This window comes from Nitrincola nitratireducens (genome assembly GCF_000585235.1).
Lineage (GTDB): Bacteria > Pseudomonadota > Gammaproteobacteria > Pseudomonadales > Balneatricaceae > Nitrincola > Nitrincola alkalisediminis.
Window position 1 is genome coordinate 21868 of sequence record NZ_AONB01000015.1, and the last position, 19035, is coordinate 40902.

General features: G+C 47.5%; 17 protein-coding genes, 1 pseudogene and 1 riboswitch. Of the genes and pseudogenes, 9 read left to right on the forward strand and 9 right to left on the reverse strand.

The window, feature by feature from the left end:
- Window positions 1-62: 62 nt before the first annotated feature.
- The 6 genes from D791_RS12675 to D791_RS12700 all read left to right on the forward strand — a co-directional run bounded on the left by D791_RS12675 (window position 63) and on the right by D791_RS12700 (window position 5576).
- Complete coding sequence (locus tag D791_RS12675) at window positions 63-1280, forward strand: response regulator (protein WP_036512255.1); 1218 nt, start codon at window positions 63-65, stop codon at window positions 1278-1280.
- A 71-nt stretch (window positions 1281-1351) separates the two neighbouring features.
- Entirely contained in the window at window positions 1352-2443 is a 1092-nt protein-coding gene (trmA, locus tag D791_RS12680) for a tRNA (uridine(54)-C5)-methyltransferase TrmA (protein ID WP_036512257.1), read from the forward strand.
- Between the two features lie 109 nt (window positions 2444-2552).
- Complete coding sequence (gene apbC / locus D791_RS12685; protein ID WP_081763859.1) at window positions 2553-3401, forward strand: iron-sulfur cluster carrier protein ApbC; 849 nt, start codon at window positions 2553-2555, stop codon at window positions 3399-3401.
- A gap of 132 nt (window positions 3402-3533) precedes the next feature.
- Window positions 3534-4100 carry a dCTP deaminase gene (dcd, locus tag D791_RS12690; RefSeq protein WP_036512261.1) on the forward strand — a complete coding sequence of 189 codons (567 nt, stop codon included), beginning with the start codon at window positions 3534-3536 and terminating at the stop codon, window positions 4098-4100.
- 16 nt (window positions 4101-4116) lie between these two features.
- A complete protein-coding gene (locus D791_RS12695; protein ID WP_036512263.1) occupies window positions 4117-4758 on the forward strand; it encodes a hypothetical protein in 642 nt (213 codons plus the stop codon).
- Window positions 4759-4790: 32 nt separating this feature from the next.
- Entirely contained in the window at window positions 4791-5576 is a 786-nt protein-coding gene (locus D791_RS12700) for a hypothetical protein (RefSeq protein WP_036512265.1), read from the forward strand.
- Window positions 5577-5649: 73 nt separating this feature from the next.
- Here the strand turns inward: D791_RS12700 and D791_RS21045 are convergent, their stop codons facing one another.
- The 8 genes and pseudogenes from D791_RS21045 to D791_RS12730 all read right to left on the reverse strand — a co-directional run bounded on the left by D791_RS21045 (window position 5650) and on the right by D791_RS12730 (window position 13840).
- Window positions 5650-5976 (reverse strand): TolC family protein, encoded by a 327-nt coding sequence (locus tag D791_RS21045; protein ID WP_237748640.1) that lies wholly within the window; start codon window positions 5974-5976, stop codon window positions 5650-5652.
- Window positions 5928-6941: a TolC family protein gene (locus D791_RS12705; protein ID WP_237748641.1), complete on the reverse strand. Its 1014-nt coding sequence runs from the start codon at window positions 6939-6941 to the stop codon at window positions 5928-5930. The genes D791_RS21045 and D791_RS12705 overlap by 49 nt, the downstream gene beginning before the upstream one ends.
- 10 nt (window positions 6942-6951) lie before the next feature.
- A pseudogene (locus D791_RS12710) lies at window positions 6952-10004 on the reverse strand (efflux RND transporter permease subunit).
- Entirely contained in the window at window positions 10001-10942 is a 942-nt protein-coding gene (locus D791_RS12715) for an efflux RND transporter periplasmic adaptor subunit (protein ID WP_081763860.1), read from the reverse strand. Before D791_RS12715 ends, D791_RS12710 begins: the two are co-directional and overlap by 4 nt.
- Entirely contained in the window at window positions 10909-11076 is a 168-nt protein-coding gene (locus tag D791_RS20065) for a hypothetical protein (protein ID WP_157682349.1), read from the reverse strand. Before D791_RS20065 ends, D791_RS12715 begins: the two co-directional genes overlap by 34 nt.
- Window positions 11073-11696 carry a TetR/AcrR family transcriptional regulator gene (locus D791_RS12720; protein ID WP_036512267.1) on the reverse strand — a complete coding sequence of 208 codons (624 nt, stop codon included), beginning with the start codon at window positions 11694-11696 and terminating at the stop codon, window positions 11073-11075. The genes D791_RS20065 and D791_RS12720 overlap by 4 nt, the downstream gene beginning before the upstream one ends.
- 102 nt (window positions 11697-11798) lie before the next feature.
- Window positions 11799-12995, reverse strand: coding sequence for a GGDEF domain-containing protein (locus tag D791_RS19070; protein WP_051514500.1), 1197 nt, complete (start codon window positions 12993-12995; stop codon window positions 11799-11801).
- Window positions 12996-13201: 206 nt separating this feature from the next.
- Complete coding sequence (locus D791_RS12730; protein ID WP_202806870.1) at window positions 13202-13840, reverse strand: DUF938 domain-containing protein; 639 nt, start codon at window positions 13838-13840, stop codon at window positions 13202-13204.
- A 247-nt stretch (window positions 13841-14087) separates the two neighbouring features.
- On the opposite strand from D791_RS12730, the gene D791_RS12735 reads away from it, so the two are divergent.
- The 3 genes from D791_RS12735 (at window position 14088) to D791_RS12740 (ending at window position 17928) form a co-directional block, all read left to right on the forward strand.
- Window positions 14088-15401, forward strand: a complete 1314-nt coding sequence (locus D791_RS12735) for a DNA recombination protein RmuC (protein WP_202806871.1) — start codon at window positions 14088-14090, stop codon at window positions 15399-15401.
- Window positions 15398-15553, forward strand: a complete 156-nt coding sequence (locus D791_RS20410) for a hypothetical protein (RefSeq protein ID WP_202806872.1) — start codon at window positions 15398-15400, stop codon at window positions 15551-15553. Before D791_RS12735 ends, D791_RS20410 begins: the two co-directional genes overlap by 4 nt.
- Before the next feature lie 131 nt (window positions 15554-15684).
- Window positions 15685-15787, forward strand: a riboswitch (TPP riboswitch).
- Window positions 15788-15840: 53 nt separating this feature from the next.
- On the forward strand, window positions 15841-17928 hold the full coding sequence (locus D791_RS12740) for a TonB-dependent receptor (protein ID WP_036512271.1): 2088 nt from the start codon (window positions 15841-15843) through the stop codon (window positions 17926-17928).
- A gap of 11 nt (window positions 17929-17939) precedes the next feature.
- Here the strand turns inward: D791_RS12740 and D791_RS12745 are convergent, their stop codons facing one another.
- The gene (locus D791_RS12745) at window positions 17940-19001 is read right to left on the reverse strand and encodes a tartrate dehydrogenase (protein ID WP_036512274.1); all 1062 of its coding nucleotides are present in this window, start codon (window positions 18999-19001) and stop codon (window positions 17940-17942) included.
- Window positions 19002-19035 lie beyond the last annotated feature (34 nt).

Genomic DNA, 19035 nt, shown 5'->3' on the forward strand with positions numbered 1-19035 from the left:
AATTTTCCGATTTGGTGGTAATTTAATCCTTCTTACCGACTGACCTAAGATATGGACTTTTTATGAACTCAGTGCCTGATGAATTGCTTGTGTTGTTTTGTGACTTGAGCACCACAGAGCGCTATCGGGATTTTCCGGCATACGGAAATCAACGACAAGTGTTTAATACGGATGAAGCCTTCCAGGTTTTGGATGATGATCGCTTCGACTTTAATGTGCTTGTTGTGCGTACTGACTCCCGCCAAGGAGAGGCCATCGACTTTTTATGTCGTGTCCGCTCCGAATTTCCGGGCGTTGTTAGAATCCTGATATCTGACGCGATGAATGCGCAGCTGGCCAGCCGTGCAACAGAGGTGGCTCACCGTTCACTCAAAAGTGACTATACGGATGATCAATTAGTGGCCTCTATTCAGCGAGGTGTTAAAACCGAGCAGTTACTCGGCGATCCTAAGTTGCGTCAATATATTATGTCCTTAGGGCATCTGCCTTCCTTCCCACAGGTCTTGAATGAGCTTAACCAAGCTTTGGCGAAGGACACAACGGGCGCGCGCGAAGTGTCGATGATTCTTGAAAAAGATCCCACGATGGTCGCAAAAATTTTGCAAATGGTGAATTCATCTTTCTTTAATCTGGGCAATGCCAACTTCTATAGTTTAAAAGAAGCTGTCAGTCGCTTAGGTATGCGGACAATTAAAGATTTGGTGTTGACCGAACATCTTTTTCAATCTTTGAGTCAAAATGAACGTTGGCGCGGATTTTCCTTCCAACAACTTCACGAGCGCTCAATGATCGTCAGTCAGTTTGCTGCTGAAATCTGTCGTTTGGGTGGATACGACAACATTGTTCAAGGCCAAGCCAGATTGGCAGGATTGTTGCATGATATTGGCATGTTGGTGTTGGCGCTGGGTGATCAAGAAAAGTATCATCATGCGATGGTTCGTGCCCAAGAGTTGGGGCAGCCTGTGTATGTTGTTGAAAAACTCGTGCTAGGCAGTACGCATGCACAGACGGGTGCATATTTGCTTGAAACCTGGAACCTTTCCCCAGAGATTGTTCATGCGGTTTTGTTCCACCATGTGCCTGTAGCCTCCGGTGATAAGCATTTCACACCTTTAACGGCGGTGCACGTTGCTGATAGCTTGTTGCCACCCTTGTTTAACGCAATGGGGTGCAATCTAGGTGGGCGTTTATCGCGCGATTATTTGCGCGAAATCGACATGCTCCATGCGTTGCCAGAGTGGGAAATGATGGCGCATGACATCGCCTATAAAATGAAATAGCCTTGGGTTTCCGGCTGCAGTGCTGTTAAAATCGTCGGTTTTTATCGCCTTTTAACAGCACGAGGCACTTGATGTCAGTTCCACATGTAGATCCTGCCCTGTACGATGCGCTTTTGCAAAGCAAAGCTGAGCGCACGCAAGCCCAGTTTTCTCGATTTTCACCGCCTGCATTAGACGTCTTTGCATCCTCTAAAACGCATTACCGCATGCGTGCCGAATTTAGGACCTGGCATGAAGAAGATGATCTTTTCTATGCCATGTTTGAGCCAGGTAATAATAAACAACCGATCCGTATTGATCAGTGTCCAATGGTGTCTACCCGCATTGAATCGGTGATGTTTGATTTGCTGGACGCTATTCGTCCTGTGCATGAGCTGCGTCATCGCTTGTTTCAAGTGGACTTTTTGAGCACCTTGTCGGGCGAGCTATTAGTGTCTCTGCTTTACCATCGTAAGATTGGCGATGAATGGCGAGAAGCAGTGGCTCCTCTACGCGACCTATTTGGGATCGACATAGTTGGGCGCTCACGCAAGAATAAAATCATTCTTAATCGCGACTTTGTCACCGAACAGTTGTTGATAGACGGTAAAACCTATTCCTATCAGCAAATTGAAAATAGCTTTACCCAACCTAACGCTGAAGTCTGTCAGAAAATGATCGAGTGGGCTGTAGATGTGACGCGTGCTGAAAAGCAAACGGATTTGATTGAGTTTTACTGTGGAAATGGCAATTTCACCTTACCTTTGGCGCAAAACTTTAGACGTGTCGTGGCGACTGAAATCTCGAAAACATCGGTTGCGGCTGCCCGCAAGAATATTGACGATAACGGTATCTCCAATATCGATGTTTTAAGGATGCCGTCTGAAGACCTTGTGCAAGTGCTTCGGGGTGAAAAACAAACACGTAAAGTTGAGGGGCTTAACCTTGAGGCTTGTGACTTCACGACGGTATTTGTTGACCCTCCTCGGTCTGGGCTTGATGATGCGACGGTGCTCCAAGTGCAGGAGTATGATCGGATTTTATATATTTCCTGTAATCCCGACACGCTTGAGCAAAATTTAGAAACGCTTGTACAAACGCATCGAATTGAGCGTTTCGCCTTGTTTGATCAGTTTCCTTACACTGAGCACCGAGAGTGTGGTGTGTATTTGGTGCGTCGTTGAAGCATTATTATTGCGTAGCCAGTTGAAAAAACTAGATATCGGCCTTAAATCCTAGTAAGTTTGTCGGGTATTTAAACAGCGACTTTTCCATAAGCAGCGGGAGAAAAAAATGTCAGTCGTCAATCAAGCGGGAAAACCGCCAGGCCTGATGGGTGTAAAGCATGTAATAGCAGTGGCTTCCGGTAAAGGTGGCGTGGGTAAATCGACCACCGCCGTTAACTTGGCGCTAGCCCTTGCTGCTGAGGGGTATAAAACGGGTATCCTGGATGCCGATATTTATGGACCGAGTCAAGGTATGATGCTGGGCGTTGCAGAAGGTGTTCGTCCAAAATCGGATGAAGAAAAGTACTTTTTGCCCGTGACGGCCTTGGGGATTCAGGCCATGTCGATGAGCTTTTTGATTACAGAGTCGACCCCGATGGTATGGCGAGGCCCAATGGCGGCAGGAGCCCTACAGCAACTGATTATGCAGACAAAATGGGACAATTTGGATTATCTAGTGATTGATATGCCACCGGGAACGGGAGACATTCAACTGACACTCTCGCAAAAAGTACCGGTTACGGGAGCCGTGATCGTCACCACCCCTCAAGACATTGCCTTGTTGGATTGTAAAAAAGGCATTGAGATGTTCCGTAAGGTCGATATTCCCGTGCTTGGCGTTGTGGAAAATATGAGCCTGCATATTTGCAGTCAATGCGGTCATGAAGAGGCTGTTTTTGGTGAAGGCGGCGGCGAGCGCATTGCGCAGGAATATCAAACAGATTTGCTGGGGCAATTGCCGTTGTTAGCGTCTATCCGCGAACAAACGGACAAGGGGCAGCCCAGTGTGATCAGTGAGCCAGAAGGGCGCGCGGCCCAAATTTATCGCGCTATTGCGCGTAAAGTGGTTGCTTCGGTTGACGCGCAAGAAGCGCAAGCGGTCAAGCCGCCGACGATTTCGGTTTTGAATGATTAAGATTGTTCACGAATCCTTCGTTCTTTAGAGCGATCACAAGCAGCCGTCTCGTGTAAAAAGAGGCGGCTTTTTTGTGTCAAAAGCGTTAGAATGGTTGGCTTGAATATAAGCAAACCTAATGTGTGAGAGTGTATGGGAATCAAGTCAGATCGCTGGATTCGTAAAATGGCCATGGAACATGGCATGATTGATCCATTTGAACCAAATCAAGTGCGCCGCGCAAATGACCAGCCGATTGTATCTTACGGAACATCGAGCTATGGTTATGATGTACGCTGCGCGGATGAGTTCAAAATTTTTACGAATATCAACTCATCGATCGTGGATCCAAAAAACTTTGATGATCGCAGTTTTGTCGATGTGAAATCAGATGTTTGTATCATACCTCCCAACTCATTTGCACTGGCACGTACTGTAGAATATTTTCGTATACCGCGTGATGTCCTCACCATTTGCTTAGGTAAAAGCACCTATGCGCGTTGTGGCATCATCGTGAATGTAACCCCACTTGAGCCTGAGTGGGAAGGTCATGTGACCTTAGAGTTCTCGAACACCACGCCTTTGCCTGCTCGTATTTACGCGCATGAGGGTGTTGCTCAGATGTTATTTTTAGGTGCGGATGAAGTTTGCGAAACGTCTTACAGGGATCGTAATGGAAAATATCAGGGACAGACGGGCGTTGTTGTGCCTAGAACTTGAAAAAGCATCGACATTTATGATTGTTAATTATGAACAAATTGTTGCTTTTTGGCAGCAACTTGAGCAAACATTAGATCAGCTACTCGACAGTCAAAATGATACCTATTTTGATGCCGATCTTTTGCTTGACCATTACCGTGATATTTTGCATAAAATTGATCGTAATCTGACCTTCCACTTTGAGCGTGAAGAAGGTGAAGGACCTGTTGAAATGGTCTTTGGATGTGATGGTTACCCTGAGTCTATCCACTCAGTCTTGAGTTTGATCAGTGCTGCGCCTGCACTCAGGGGAATAGAGTTTAGGGCATTTAATGATCGTTGTGATCCAGTGCCCTCTTGTGTGAACCTAGGCGATGAAGAATGCCGTATAGAAGACTACTGGTGCTCACTCCGTCTTATTGAGGGGCGTCTCCAGCTAGCTGTGTACATGGATGCACTGCCTGAAGTTCTTGAAATGGATGCACGTGTTGAAGCCGTTATGATTTTTCTTGATGCGATCATCGGCGAGTTCGAAATAATGACTCGTATCTGGTCGTTGGATTGGTTTGAAATACCCGCCGATCCGCTTGATTTTGGTCTGATTCCATTAGAAGAGTTGCGCAATGCTTTTGACAAAATCAAAGATAGCGTTAAACCTTTAGGAATAACGCTTCATTAGTTCACAGAATTCAGCATAAATGGAGAACACGGATGAGCAAATCATTAGCCGATCTGCTAGACAGAGTTCGACTAAAATATGTCGAAGCTGTTGAAGTACAAGGGCACCATCAACCTTACCTGACAGCGCATCATATTGCGCATCAAATGTTGATGGCCGATCCGCAACGTATGGCTGAAATGATCAGCCAAGATCCTAAAATCCTCGCAGCTCGACCGTCGGGTTTAATTGAAGATCCAACTGAAATGGATAACCCCTCTGTAGGGGCTATCGTCTACAGCAATGTGGTTGCAGCAACGCTTGAGGGGTTGCTGGCCGTCGCTGTTAACCGTGGTTGGTTAGACGTGGATGACCAAGGGCAGTTCATGGTCGATGCCGCAGAACTGGACAGTGTCAAACCGGTAAGCTATACCGACTTCAGTTCGGCTAAGCCGAATCTTGCTCATCAGCAAAGTGAGCTAGGTCGAATTTTCATGGCGGCAGAACAAGATTATACCGAAAAGCTGAACAGCGAGCCGCACAACGCCTATCAGTTGGCCGTGCAGATTGCATCGGATTATTCGGTGTTTTCACCTGAGGATTTGGCACCTTTGATTCTTGAAAACCCTCTGCTACTGGGTTTGAGAATTGATGATCGCATTGATGAGGAAATGTTTGGCGATAACCCGCCAGCAGGCTTGATTGTGAGTTTGCACTTGACCGATTTGCTCTTACAGTCACTGCTTGATATTGCAGGCAGTATGGGGGCGCTGGAGTTGGACAGTGCAGGTGAAATGATTATTCCCTTCGATGAAGAAGACAGGCCTATTGTTCATTAACGCGTAATAGCCCATTGAAAAAGGCTCCCTGAATTCTCTTCAGGGAGCCTTTTTTATATCAGTTGTTTTTAAATCAATCGCGTTCAAGCAGCCAGTTGTCGAGTGCTGTCACATCTTCTGGGCTTAAGGTTCCTAGCGTTTGTTTAAAGCGGAACAGGGTGTTCACGTGATCGATGCGAGCATTTGAGTAAGCTAAGCGTGCTTCAAACAGCGCTTGCTCTGCTTGCAATACATCTACGACGTTTCGTGTTCCAACATTAAAGCCTTCTTCGGTTGCCCGCAGCGCGGTTTCTCGCGATAGAATGCTTTGTTCACGTGCCTTAACACTTTGAACGCTGGTTTGCAGTGTTCTTAGAAGGGTGCGTGTACTTTCGGTGACGGCACGTTGTGTGTCATCCAAGGCATGTCCAGTGGCAATGAACTGGTGTTCTGCTTGACGCTGTGCGGAGTTGATGGCATCGCACGATACAGGGGTAAGTTAAGATTTAATGCTAAGGTGTTGTCATCGGACCAGCCGTTGCTGTTGCCACCGTGAGTGCGGGCATTAGAGTGCGTTAAGCTCACACTGACGGTTGGCAGGTGTTCGCTGCGTTTGCTTTGAACATTGCGGCGTGAAGAGTCGACTTGAAGTTCAACAATTTGCAACTCCAAGTTGCCCTCTAGGGCTTTTTCAAGCCAAGCGCTGGGGTCTGCGGGTTCAACAGCGACAATCGGATACTCAGCACGTAGGCTACCGACCTGATTAAAGGCTTGGCCTGTTAAACGTTCCAGTGCTTCAAAGGAGTTTTGCAAAGCGCCTTCGGCATCAATGCGTTGCACAACGGCGTTGTCGAAGCTGGCCAGTGCTTCTTGCACATCCGTGATGGCAATTAAACCCACTTCAAACTGTGCGTTGACCTGATCAAGGCGGCGTTGTAGGGCGCGCTCTTGCGCTTGCGCATTCTCAAGTACGCTTTTCGCTCTGAGTACTTCCAGATAGTTTTGAACAGTGCGCAAGATGATATCTTGCTGAGCTTTATCGAACTCAAGGGCAGACACTTGCGCGCTGAGCTCGCTGGATCTGAAATTATAATATGCCGCTCTTGCGTAGATGGGCTGACTTAAGCTGACGCTATAACCGGTACGACCATTCGAGTTAGAGCTTTCGGAGGTGTTTGCCGAAAAATCCACACGAGGAAGAAGAGCTGCTTTGCCTTGAATCGGCGCTTCTTGACCGGCCATAAACTCGGCTTCGGCGCGTTTAAGTTGTGGGTCGTTCTCTAAGGCCAGACGGTAAAGATCCTGCAGAGGTCCAGAGAAGGCCGGAGCACTCATCAGCAAGGAGCTGACGAGTATAGGTAACCATACGATGTTTGACTTTTTCACAAGCCGATCCTTAATTTTCATAGTCAGGTTTCACTTCAACGAAGTTACGTTTACCAAAGATACTGTAAATAGTGGGAATGACAAATAAGGTTAATAGTGTACCCAATAGCATTCCACCCACAATAACCCAGCCGATTTGTTGACGAGACTCAGCACCTGCACCCACGGCCATGGCCAGAGGTAAGGTCCCTAAAACGGTTGCGCCCGTTGTCATTAAAATAGGACGCAGACGTAAGGATGCAGCCTCAATAATAGACTCTCGTAGCGCCATTCCTTTGTCCTGTAACTGATTCGCAAACTCAATAATAAGAATACCATGTTTGGTGACCAGTCCGACAAGAGTTATTAAGCCAATTTGGCTATAAATGTTAATCGACCGCCTGAATAAAACAGTGCAATTAGAGCACCTGTTAACGCAGGGGGAACGGCCAACATGATAATCAGAGGGTTTTTGAAACTCTCAAACTGAGCGGCCAAGACTAAGAAGATAAAGATCAGCGACAATACAAAGGTGGTTTGCATGGCATTGCTGGATTCTTTAAATTCACGAGATTGACCGCCGTAGTCAAACATGGCCGTAGGATCAATTTCAGCCAGTGCCGCTTCCATGAATATGAGTGCATCACCTAGACTGTAACCGGGAACCAGCATTGACTGAATTTTGACTGCTTTGAGTTTGTCAAAATGGTTCAGTTCGCGGGGAGCCACGGTTTCTTCGATGGTGATGAGGTTGCTCATCTGAATCATTTCACCATTGGCCGCACGGACGTACAAATTGGAGATGTCATCGCGTGTGCGGCGCATTTCATCTTCAACCTGAAGAATAACGTCATATTGCTCACCAGCGCGTTTAAAGCGAGTCAGGCTGCGTCCTGCCATAAAGGTTTCTAGGCTGCGACCGACATCGCGCACATTGAGTCCCGCTTCAGCAACTTTGTCACGCTGCAAGGTTACCTTCAGTTCAGGTTTGTTGAGCTTTAGGTCGGTGTCGACTTGAACAAAGTTCGGGTTCTCGGTTACTTTGGCTAGCAGCGCATCAGTGATGACTTTTAGGTCTTGATAATCCCCAGTCGTTTTGACAATAAACTCAACAGGACGTGAAATGAAGCTTTGGCCTAAAGAGGGTAGGTTGATTGCAAACGACATGTTGCCCGGTACACCACCGAAAATGCGTCCGGTGAGTTCTTGAGCCACGTCTTGTTGTGAACGAGTGCGGTTTTCCCAGTCCTCTAAGCGAACGAAGTTAAGCGAATTGGTCTCGCTCGGAAAGCCAGTGATGCTGAAGTGATGTGTCCGCTCGGGGATGCCTGAAATGATCGCTTCCACCTGTTTAGCATAGCGGTTGACATACTCAACCGATGAGCCATCGGGGTTGACTGAGAAGGTCATGATGGTGCCGCGGTCTTCAATTGGGGCCAGTTCTTGTGGCAATTTACCGTAGAAAAAGACGCTGCCAGCAACGCTCACGACCATGATTGTCAAGGTGAGTGTTTTGGAGCTCAGCGTTTTTTCTAAGAGCCAATGATAGCCTTTGCTTGTGTTGTTTAACGCATTTTCGATGACGTTAAATAAGGCACTGTGTTTTTTCTCGTGTTTGAGTAAACGAGAGCAGAGCATCGGTGATAGCGTCAGTGCGATAAAGGTGGAAACGACAACCGCACCCGCAAGGGTCAGAGCAAACTCAGTGAACAAGCGACCGGTTTGTCCACTCGAAAAGCTCACAGGCACGAACACCGCAACAAGGGTGGCTGTGGTGGCTATGATTGCAAAGCCTATTTCTCGGCTGCCCTTGAATGCGGCCTGGATTGGATGAAGACCTTCTTCCACATGCCGGAAGATGTTTTCCAGCATAACAATGGCATCATCCACCACCAAGCCGATGGCCAGTACCAGTGCGAGCAAGGTTAGTGTGTTAATGGAAAAATCCATCGCATACATCATTGCAAACGCACCGATTAGGGACAAGGGTATGGTGACCACTGGAATCAGCGTCGCTCTCGGGTTACGTAAGAAGAAAAAGATAACGAGCACGACCAGAGCGCCAGCCATCATCAGTGTTTGGAATACGGATTCGATCGACTTCTCAATAAATACAGAGGAGTCGTAGGCGATTTGAATGTGCATACCTTCGGGAAGGTTCGCGCTAATGCTATCCAGCATAGTGCGCACACCCTCTGAGACATCTAATGGGTTAGCGGTTGATTGACGAACAACGCCGAGCGCAATCGCATTTTCGCCATTAAAGCGAGCGTAGTTACGTTCGACTTCAGGGCCTATTTCAATGCGTGCGACATCTTCTAAACGCACAGCGTAACCATTGTCATTACGAATAATAACTTGTTCGAACTCTTCCGTCTCATTTAGATCTGTTTGAGCAAGGATGGTGAATTCACGGTCACGGCTTTCGATCCGGCCCGCCGGTATTTCAACGTTCTGACTTCTTAAGGCTTCTTCGATATCTTGTGGAATGACACCATATGCAGCCATTCTGGTGGGGTCAAGCCAAACCCGCATAGAGTATCTACGTTCGCCACCTAAGCGAACACTGGCAACCCCGGCGACAGTTTGTAGGGGATCCCGCACGCGGCGTTCGGCATACTCACTGACTTCCATCGGATCATGGACATCGGAAGACAAGGCAATCCAGATGATGGGTTGTGCATCTGCTTCAGATTTTGCAACTATCGGTTCGTCAATGTCGTCGGGTAGCATGCCTCGGACACGGCTGACGCGGTCACGAACATCATTTGCGGCGGAGTCTGGATCTCGGTCAATTCTGAAATTGATACTGATTTGACTGCGCTCGGAACGACTGATCGATGTCATGTAATCGATCCCTTCGATTCCAGACAAAGAGTCTTCAATAATTTTAGTTACCTGAGATTCGATGATAGATGCACTGGCACCCGGATAGGATGTGTCAACACTCACAACGGGAATGTCAATTTTGGGGTATTCGCGGATGGTCAAACGATCATAGGAAATGAGTCCTACCAGTAAGACCAGTAAACTGATCACGCTCGCCAGTACGGGGCGTTTGATACTGATATCAGAGAGTATCATACATCGGATCCTGATGAAGTTTCAGAAGGTGGGAATAAGGGCGTAATGGGCATGCCCGGCTGCAGTTTGATTTGGCCTGCCGTGACCACGACATCGCCAGGTGTCAAGCCTTCGGTTATTTGAACCTCTCCAAAGCGGCGCGCACCCATTGTGACAGGCGCCATACTCAAGATGTTATTTTCATCCATCTTCATGACAAAGAATGCATTGTCCAGTGGCATAATGGCTTGTTCAGGAATCATAATGGCGTGGTCATCCCGGCCAATAACGATCTCGACCTTAGAGAAAAGCCCGGGTCTTAAGCGCCCATCAGGATTTGGGATGCTGGCACGCACATTAATGTTGTGGCTGCGTGTGTTCGATGAGGGTGAGATGGCAAAAATTTCACCACTGAATTTCACACCGGGAAAGGCATCCACCTCAATCATAATTGTTTGACCGATACTGAGTTGACCAAGATTGCGCTCAGGCATGGCAAAATCGATCTTCATTTCAGAAAAGTCGGTGAGTTCGACAAGGTCTTGTCCAGACGTAATAAAATCACCTGGGCTGATGTGGCGCAGGCCGATCATTCCAGCAAACGGTGCCCGAATACGTGTTTTATCGAGGTTGGTTTTGGCGAACTCAACCTGAGCTTCGTTGACTCTTAACTGGGCCAGTTTGGTGTCTCTGTCATTTTGCGAGCCCACGCGACGCTCCAATAAATCGGCTGCGCGTTGGTATTCTTGACGACTCAGATTCGCTTGCGCTTGCGCCTGTGCCAATTCCGCATTGTAAGACGCACTGTCTAAGCGAAAGAGTTCCTGACCTTGAGTGACCATCTCGCCTTCATTAAATAGGATCGATTCAACGCGACCGCTAATCTCCGAGCGAATGATGACTGACTCATTGGCGCGCAGTGTTCCTACGCCGCGAAGGACATGGTCCAGGCTTGCGATTTCAACGCGATGAACCTCGGCTGCAGTCCGCCTCTGGGAGGGGCATCGTCAGCAAACACAACTGGCGTTAAAAAAAGCGTTAAGCTTAACAGCGGTAGCAATAAAAAAGGTTTGGGTGGTGCGTACGATTTCATACTGAATATCCTTTCTGAACAGAAATAGGTTTAAGCAGGTAATCCCAGGTTAACGATATCGTGTCACGTAAGGGTTGTTTTGAGCCTTCCACTTTCATGCGCAGCAAGGCGCCTTGCCATAAATGCCAGATCATGGTTGCGAGGGTGGCAGCGGGGAGATCATCTCGAACACTGCCTTCGGCTTGGCAAATGCGGATATCTTCTTCAATAAAGCCTAATACTTTATTGGTGGCTTTTTTAATCGCTAAACGGAACTCCGGAGACTCGCCACCAATTTCACCCGATAAATTTGTGATGAGGCAGCCGAGGTTCTCTTTAGTTTCATCGAAGTCTTCAATCGTTTTTTCGAGCATTTTTCGCATGCGAGTGGCATGGTTGCCCTCTAGTTGCGACCACTCGAGTTGCCAACGATCATGCTCAATCGCTTCGTAGTATTCGATGACTTCAACGGCGTAGGCTTCTTTGCTCTCGAAAAAGTTATAAAACGAGCCTTTCGATACGCCGCACGCTTTTAAGATAAGACTGAGGCCGGTACCGTGGTAGCCATTTTTGTAGAAAAGTTCAATGCCGCATTGTAAAAGATGTTCGCGGCAATGCGTTGGAGGTCTGCCTTTATTCATTAAGTTTTAAACCGATTGTCCTAAAAGTGCCTAGTTTATATTTACTGACCGGTCAGTACAATATTACTTCGACACTTTTTACTGTGCACTGCAGCATTTGGATCAGTTCAGTTTATAATTGTGTTTGAAATTGTTCAATTCTTGATCAATTTTTAGCATAAGATCTTCTGCACTGCCATTCACATCAGATAGGGTTGCCATTGAATAGCTTAACTTGAATTCGGGGTGATTTTCTTGCAGGTTCGACTCAATTGCTTTAAGGCGCTTAGCAACAGGAGGACGACCTTTGGTTAGGGGCATTAACAACATAAACTCATCCCCGCCAAAGCGAAACACCTGGTCTTTGCGACGACTCATTTCCAGTAACTCATCCGCTAAACGCTTTAACAAATTGTCGCCTTCCTGACGGCCATACGTGTTGTTGATCTCAGAGAAGCCGTGGATATCAACCAATGCAATTAAGCAGTCTTGCTGGCGTTGTTTGTAAGCTTCAACCGCATGTTGAAGGGCAAGATCAAAGGTTTTGCGCCCCGGAAGAGACGTCAATAGGTCGCGAGGTTCAGTGCTGTGTTCATAATTTTTCTCTCCCGTCGATGACTGCGTTAACAGCCAAGCGCCGAGGGTGTCGGCGGCCAGTGCAATCAGCCATTCGCTTGTGTCTGTATCAAGCAAGTCAGGTTTACCCCAAGCACAGATATGCCCTGTACCATGATTGTCGGGTAAGTCGATACGATGACCTATCCAAAGTGCAGATGGGGTTTGTGAAATCATCGAATCCAAGGGGAATTCACGACAGATCGCACTCTGATGCAAACGATGCAATCCTTCATAGAGATTCTGGGCGGCATTGCCAGCCAAAGAATGATGCTGCGGTGACTTGAGGTTACCGTGACTCCAAAAACCAAGTATATCCAACTCTTTCGCGCTCACGCGTTTGGCAACCACGCAGTTATCCCAGCCTAATAGAGGGCCTAAGACACTGGCCGTTGCATTATACGGCTCACCACCTTTTTGCAGTTCGGGTAAGAGTTTCAGTAATAGCGTCCGCTGTAGATGATGGCGATCACCCGAGTGGCCAAGAATCATTTGATGGCGTTTATCCCGCAGTCGTTGAAAACGGTGTGATTCAAGTTCTAGGTATTCAGAGTCTTGATTGATCGCCCAGTTTAAAACTTGCTTGCGATATGGGGATGGAAGGTCTCGAAAGCTAAGATTAGAGCCTTGCTCTTTGTCCTGCTTTAACAGTAAAACGGCTGCGTCAGCATTATCGAGTAAGCGGATCATTCTTTTTGCTTTCATTACCTATCCTTAATATCCATACAAACTATCTAATTGCAAGTTTAGCACTCTTGAGGTCTTTGTGTATGAGCTGTTGTTGATTTATCGTATTTTATACAACAGTCTGAGAAGACTGTGCCCACATTGTTGATCTTGTGGAGGGAGAATGTTGAGTACTTTTAGATTGGGTCGGCATGTTGACATCTGTGACTCTACTCTCCATGCAGTTAATCCTTGCGAATAAAAATGACCGATAGGTTGTTGGCGGGCATATCAATGCAGGTTTTCAGGTGTAATTGGTGGCATCGTGCCAGTTCGACGACTTCGTCTAAATGCCGAATTCCCCAGAGCGGATTGCGCTCGCGTAAGGAAGCATCAAACGCAAGATTGCTGGGCGCTGGTTCAACACCAGATTGCCAGTAGGGGCCATATAAGTAGACGACTCCTCCAACGGACAGATGTCGATTGGCTAAGCGCATTAATCCTTCCGTTGCCGTCCAAGGCGCAATGTGCACCATGTTGATGGCAATCAGCGTATTAAACGTCGCAAGGGGCGGGGGGGTGTCAGCCAATACATCAAAGAACGCCGCTGACAGCAGAGTCTTTGTTGTAGCGTCGGCTTGCCAGGCATTAATACTTTCAAGCGCAGCACTGTCTATATCCGTGGGTTGCCAGCATGTGACTTGAGCTAAGTTGTCAGACAAATACAGAGCATGCTCGCCTGTGCCAGAGGCGATCTCTAAAACAGATGCCGGGCTGGGCAAATGCGCGGCAAGTGCTTGGCGAATAGGCTCTCGATTGCGTAATGCAGCTGGTGCACTTAAGCGTTTGGCCAGATGGGGTTGCATGTAGGATGATTGGCTCACTGGGTTACCTTTGGCATAGTAAAGGAGATTACAATTAAAGAGAGTCAGTTATACGCTTGCTATATAAAGTACGGAATTTATAGGCAAGATGACAAGGTTTATTGTCAGTTTTCGCAATTATCCATGTAAAATTAGCTGGTTAGCTTGAATCTGCACTTTGTTGTCTTTTCGTCAGCCTTTAATTGATTAGGAAATACCATGCCCGTTGATATAAACAGCTTGATTCCTTTAGCTAACCGGGTTGATGATGCTAATAGTGGGTTACCTAGGGGCAAGTGTTAAGCTTTCGCGGCGCATTAGCCTGCTGGAAGCCTCATATGACGAAGCGCAAAGCCAGCTGCAACAGAAAGAAACGGCACTGCTTGAGTTGCAATACGTGCATAAACAGCTTAACGAGGAGGTGTCTGCGGCTAGAGCCAAACTTAGTGAGCTAAATACGCGCTTAGAACTGTCGTATGAAAAATACAAAGAGGCTGAAGTGAGCATACGCCGCCTCACAGATGCCTTAAATGATGAGCGCAGAATTCTGTCCGATCGCCATGATGCCTTGTTGTACGAGTATAACCAGCTCAACAATGAGCTCACCCAGATTAAAACAGAATTTAAAGCGCGAGAAGCCAGCCATGCTCGGGAAGTGGCCAGTTTTGAGAAGCAAAAGAACAGTTTGTCTGAACACTTTAAAGTCTTGTCCGAGGAAATATTGGAGGCTAAGGCCAAAGCCTTGCACGAAACAAACAGTCTAGGATTGAATGCCGTCCTCACGCCTTTCCAGCAGTCGATTGACACCTTCAAAACAGAGGTTCAACACATTCATCATCGCGAAACGTTGCAACAGGGAGAGCTCCGCAAAGAGCTGGCCTCGTTAAAAGAGCTGAATCATAAAATGACTGAAGAGGCTCATCAGCTCTCAACGGCTCTGCGAGGCCAAAAAAAGCTGCAAGGGAATTGGGGCGAGCTGGTGCTTGAAAATGTATTGGATCGATCCGGCCTGCAAATCGGTAAAGACTATAAGCGTGAAGTCAGCATCAATACCGAAGAAGGTCGGCAGCGTCCAGATGCCATTGTCTATTTGCCACATGATAAGCATTTGATCATTGATGCCAAGGTTTCACTGAATGCCTACACGCGCTATGTGAATGCAGAGGAGGAGTTGGAGCGTAAAGCCGCGCTTAAAGAGCATGTGCAGGCCATCGGAAGTCGAATTAAGGAGTTGGCGGATCGTGATTATTACCGTTTACCTGGCTTAAACTCACCTGAAATGGTGTTTATGTTTATTCCGATTGAATCGGCGTTTGTCGAAGCCTTGAAGGCCGATGAAACACTGTTTCAACAAGCCATCGAACGCAATGTACTGGTCGCCACGCCCACGACCTTGTTGACCAGTCTTAACATTGTGCGACAGTTATGGCGTTATGAAGATCAGAATAAGCATACGGCATTATTGGCAGACAAGGCAGAGCAAGTGTTTAAAAAACTGAATAGCTTTTTAAGCAGCTTCGAAAAAGTGAAAAAAGGATTGGATACGGCCGTGAGTGCTATGTCTCCGCCGAGGGGCAGTTGATCAGTGGGCGAGGCAATTTAGTGAAGCAGGTGGGGGAGTTTAAAAACCTTGCACCTGGCATCAAAGCGGAGTTGCCAGAGTATTTTACCGAAAAAGCGGAGCTGGAAATTGATTTTATCGCCGAGGTAAACGAGGAGCGCTCCGAGACCTAGTTTTTACTTCGCCGGATGATGCGACTGGTAAATATCATTGAAACACGAGAGGCGTCCGCACTTTCTGCTCATTTAGCTTAACCTAGCGCGCCTAAATCGCTATACTTGCGCGCTGCTGTATACAACAGCAATTAAATCCTAAGGGGTGGCATGTTTTAAATGCCTGAGATGCTAAGCGAACCCTTTGAACCTGATCCGGATGATGCCGGCGTAGGAATAGGACAACTCACAGAGTCATCTATAATCTCACGCGCGACCGGGTCTTCGATCACCAACGGAGACTGTATATGAGCCCTAAATTATCGGGTTTTGTGTTAACCTCACTTTTTATCAGCACCCCCTTTGCCATGGCGCAAACCTCATCCTCAAACGTTGTGTTGGATGAAATTCTGGTAACCTCAGGCTTTCGCCCTACGACACAACTTAAAACGCCAGCCAGTGTGACGGCCGTTTCCGAAGAGGCACTTGAAGCGCGCCAAGCCCAGCATTTGGAAGATGTCTTAGCTTTAACGCCCAACGTCAATTCGGCGAAAGGCAGTTCACGCGCACGCTTTTATCAAATGCGTGGGGTGGGTGAGCGCAGCCAATTTGTTGGACACGTCAATCCATCGGTCGGGGTCTTGTTAGATGGAATCGACATGAGCAGCATTGCAGCCTCTGCAACTCTGATGGATATTAAGCAAGTTGAAGTGTTAAGAGGCCCGCAAGGCACCTTGTACGGAAGTAATGCGCTTGCAGGCTTAATTAACCTGCAATCAAACGACCCGACGACTCAGCCGGAAGGCAGTCTTGAAGGCACGATTGGCAATTACAATACGCATTCCTTAACCGCCATCTACAGCACACCGCTAACAGATACCGCAGGATTACGCTTAGCCATTTCACAAAATAAAAGTGATGGCTTTATGCGCAATGACCACCTGAACCGTAAAAACACCAGTAACATTGATGAAACCTTCATCCGCGCCAAATTGAGATTTGCGATTACCGATGACTGGCTAATGGACTTGACGGGATTTTACGCCGATATTAACAACGGTTACGACGCCTTTAGTTTAGACAACACCCGCACAACGCTTTCGGATGAGCCGGGTCGGGATCGACAAATCAGCAAAGCCTTTGCGCTTAAATCGATTTGGACAGGCCACGATGTCTATCAACTTGAGACACGTCTGAGCCATTCGAACACGCGCAGTGATTATGGATACGATGAAGATTGGGCATTTAACGGTTTCCATCCTTGGGGTTACAGCTCCTACGATGAGTATGTGCGTGAATACAACACAACAACGGCAGAATTGCGTTTTGTGTCTTTGCCCGGTCAGGAAATTTTCAACGGCACCACGCAGTGGACCGCAGGCCTTCATGGTTTTCATCAAGACAGCGACCTAAAGCGCGATGTTTTTCGCAATGGTCTACCGCGAGCTGGTCGGACAATCACCAGTGATTTTAAAACGGAGCGTGTTTCCCTATACGGTGAGCTGGAAACACTCTTGTCTGAAGACTGGATCTTAACATCGGGTTTACGTGTTGAGCACAGCCGAACGGCATTTGATGACAATGTTCGTGCCTCCTATCGCAAAAATGAAGACTTGTGGGGTGGCCGTCTTGCGTTAGAGCATTTTCTAACGCCCGAAACGTCGATCTACGCCAGCCTTTCCAAAGGGTATAAAGTGGGTGGCGTCAACGGAGGTTTTACCCCAGCGCAGTTAAGCAACGAGCAACTCATTTTTGATACCGAGTCTCTTTGGAATTATGAAATCGGTTCGAAAGGGCGTTATCTGGATGACCGTTTAATCACGCAAACCAGCTTGTTTTATCAGCAACGTAAAGATGCGCATTTAAGAGGTAGTTTTATGGCATCCAGTAATCCCGCCGATGGCTTTGTGGATTATCTGTTTAATGCCGATCAGGTCAATAACACAGGTGCCGAGTTCGAGTTTAAGTATGCGTTGGATAATGGCCTGAGCGTTCAAGGTGCGCTAGGGCTGTTGCAGACCAAGGTTAAGGACGCGCGTGCTCGGATTCATCAACGTGATGTGGCCCATGCCCCTCATTGGCAGTACCAGTTAGGGCTTGCCTATGACCGTGGGCAGGGCTGGTTTAGTGGCGTGAGTGTTGAAGGGAAAGATGCGTTCTACTTCTCGGACAGCCATGATGCCAAGTCCTGGGATTACACATGGGTCAATGCCCACATAGGCTATCAACAAAATAACTGGTCTGTGCGTTTGTGGGGACGCAACCTTGGCAATCAAGACGTTGCGGAGCGTGGTTTCTTCTTCGGAAACGATCCAAGAATCAACTATGAAGAGCGTGCGTATTATCAATTAGGCGCACCGAGAACCTTTGGTGTCACGGCGCGCTTGATGTTTTAACACTATCTGTCTTAAGCAATATGTCTGACTAACGCAGCGCCTAATTCTTGTGTACTGGCAACCCCGCCCATGTCTCGAGTTAGGTGCTGCTTTTCTTTTAAGACCGTCTCCATCGCCTGCATCAGAGAGTCATGAACCGCAGGAAAGCCCAAATGTTGCATCATCATCGCACCCGCCCAAATGGTGCCGAGTGGGTTAGCAATATTCTGTCCGGCGATATCCGGTGCAGAGCCGTGAACAGGCTCAAACATCGATGGATAGGTTTTCTCAGGATTAATATTTGCCGAAGGCGCAATCGCTATGGTGCCAGTGCAGGCCGGGCCTAAATCAGAAAGAATATCACCAAACAGGTTAGACCCAACCACAACATCAAAATGCTCAGGCACACGTACAAAATTGGCCGTTAAAATATCAATATGATAATGGTCAACCTTCACTTCGGGATAGTGTTTGGCCATTTTGAGTACACGGTTATCCCAATAGGGCATGGAGTGATAGATGCCATTTGATTTTGTCGCTGAACTCAGGTGCTTTGCTTCACGGCTTTGTGCCAAATCAAATGCATACTTTAGAATACGATCCGTGCCTCTGCGTGTGAACAGGCTTTGCTGGCAAACAACCTCATGCTCAGTGCCTTCATATTGAATACCCCCAACGGATGAATATTCACCTTCGACGTTTTCTCGGACAACATAAAAATCGATATCACCAGGCTGTTTACCGGCTAGTGGGCAGGGCACACCGTCAAACAACCGAACAGGACGTAAGTTTACATATTGATCAAAAGCACGACGAATCGGCAGTAATAATCCCCAAAGTGAAATATGATCCGGCACGCCCGGAAAGCCAACGGCTCCCAAGTAGATTGCGTCAAACTGACGGAGTTGTTCAATGCCATCCTCAGGCATCATGCGGCCTGTTTGATGGTAGGTCTCGCAAGACCAATCGAAATAGGTCCACTCAAACTCAACACTGTGCTTGCGTCCCGCCGCCTCAAGTGCCTGAATGCCTTCAGGAATAACTTCTTTGCCAATTCCATCGCCAGGGATGACGGCTATTCTTAATTTTTTCATCACATCTCTCCTGAAAGTAATCGTTGATCCATGC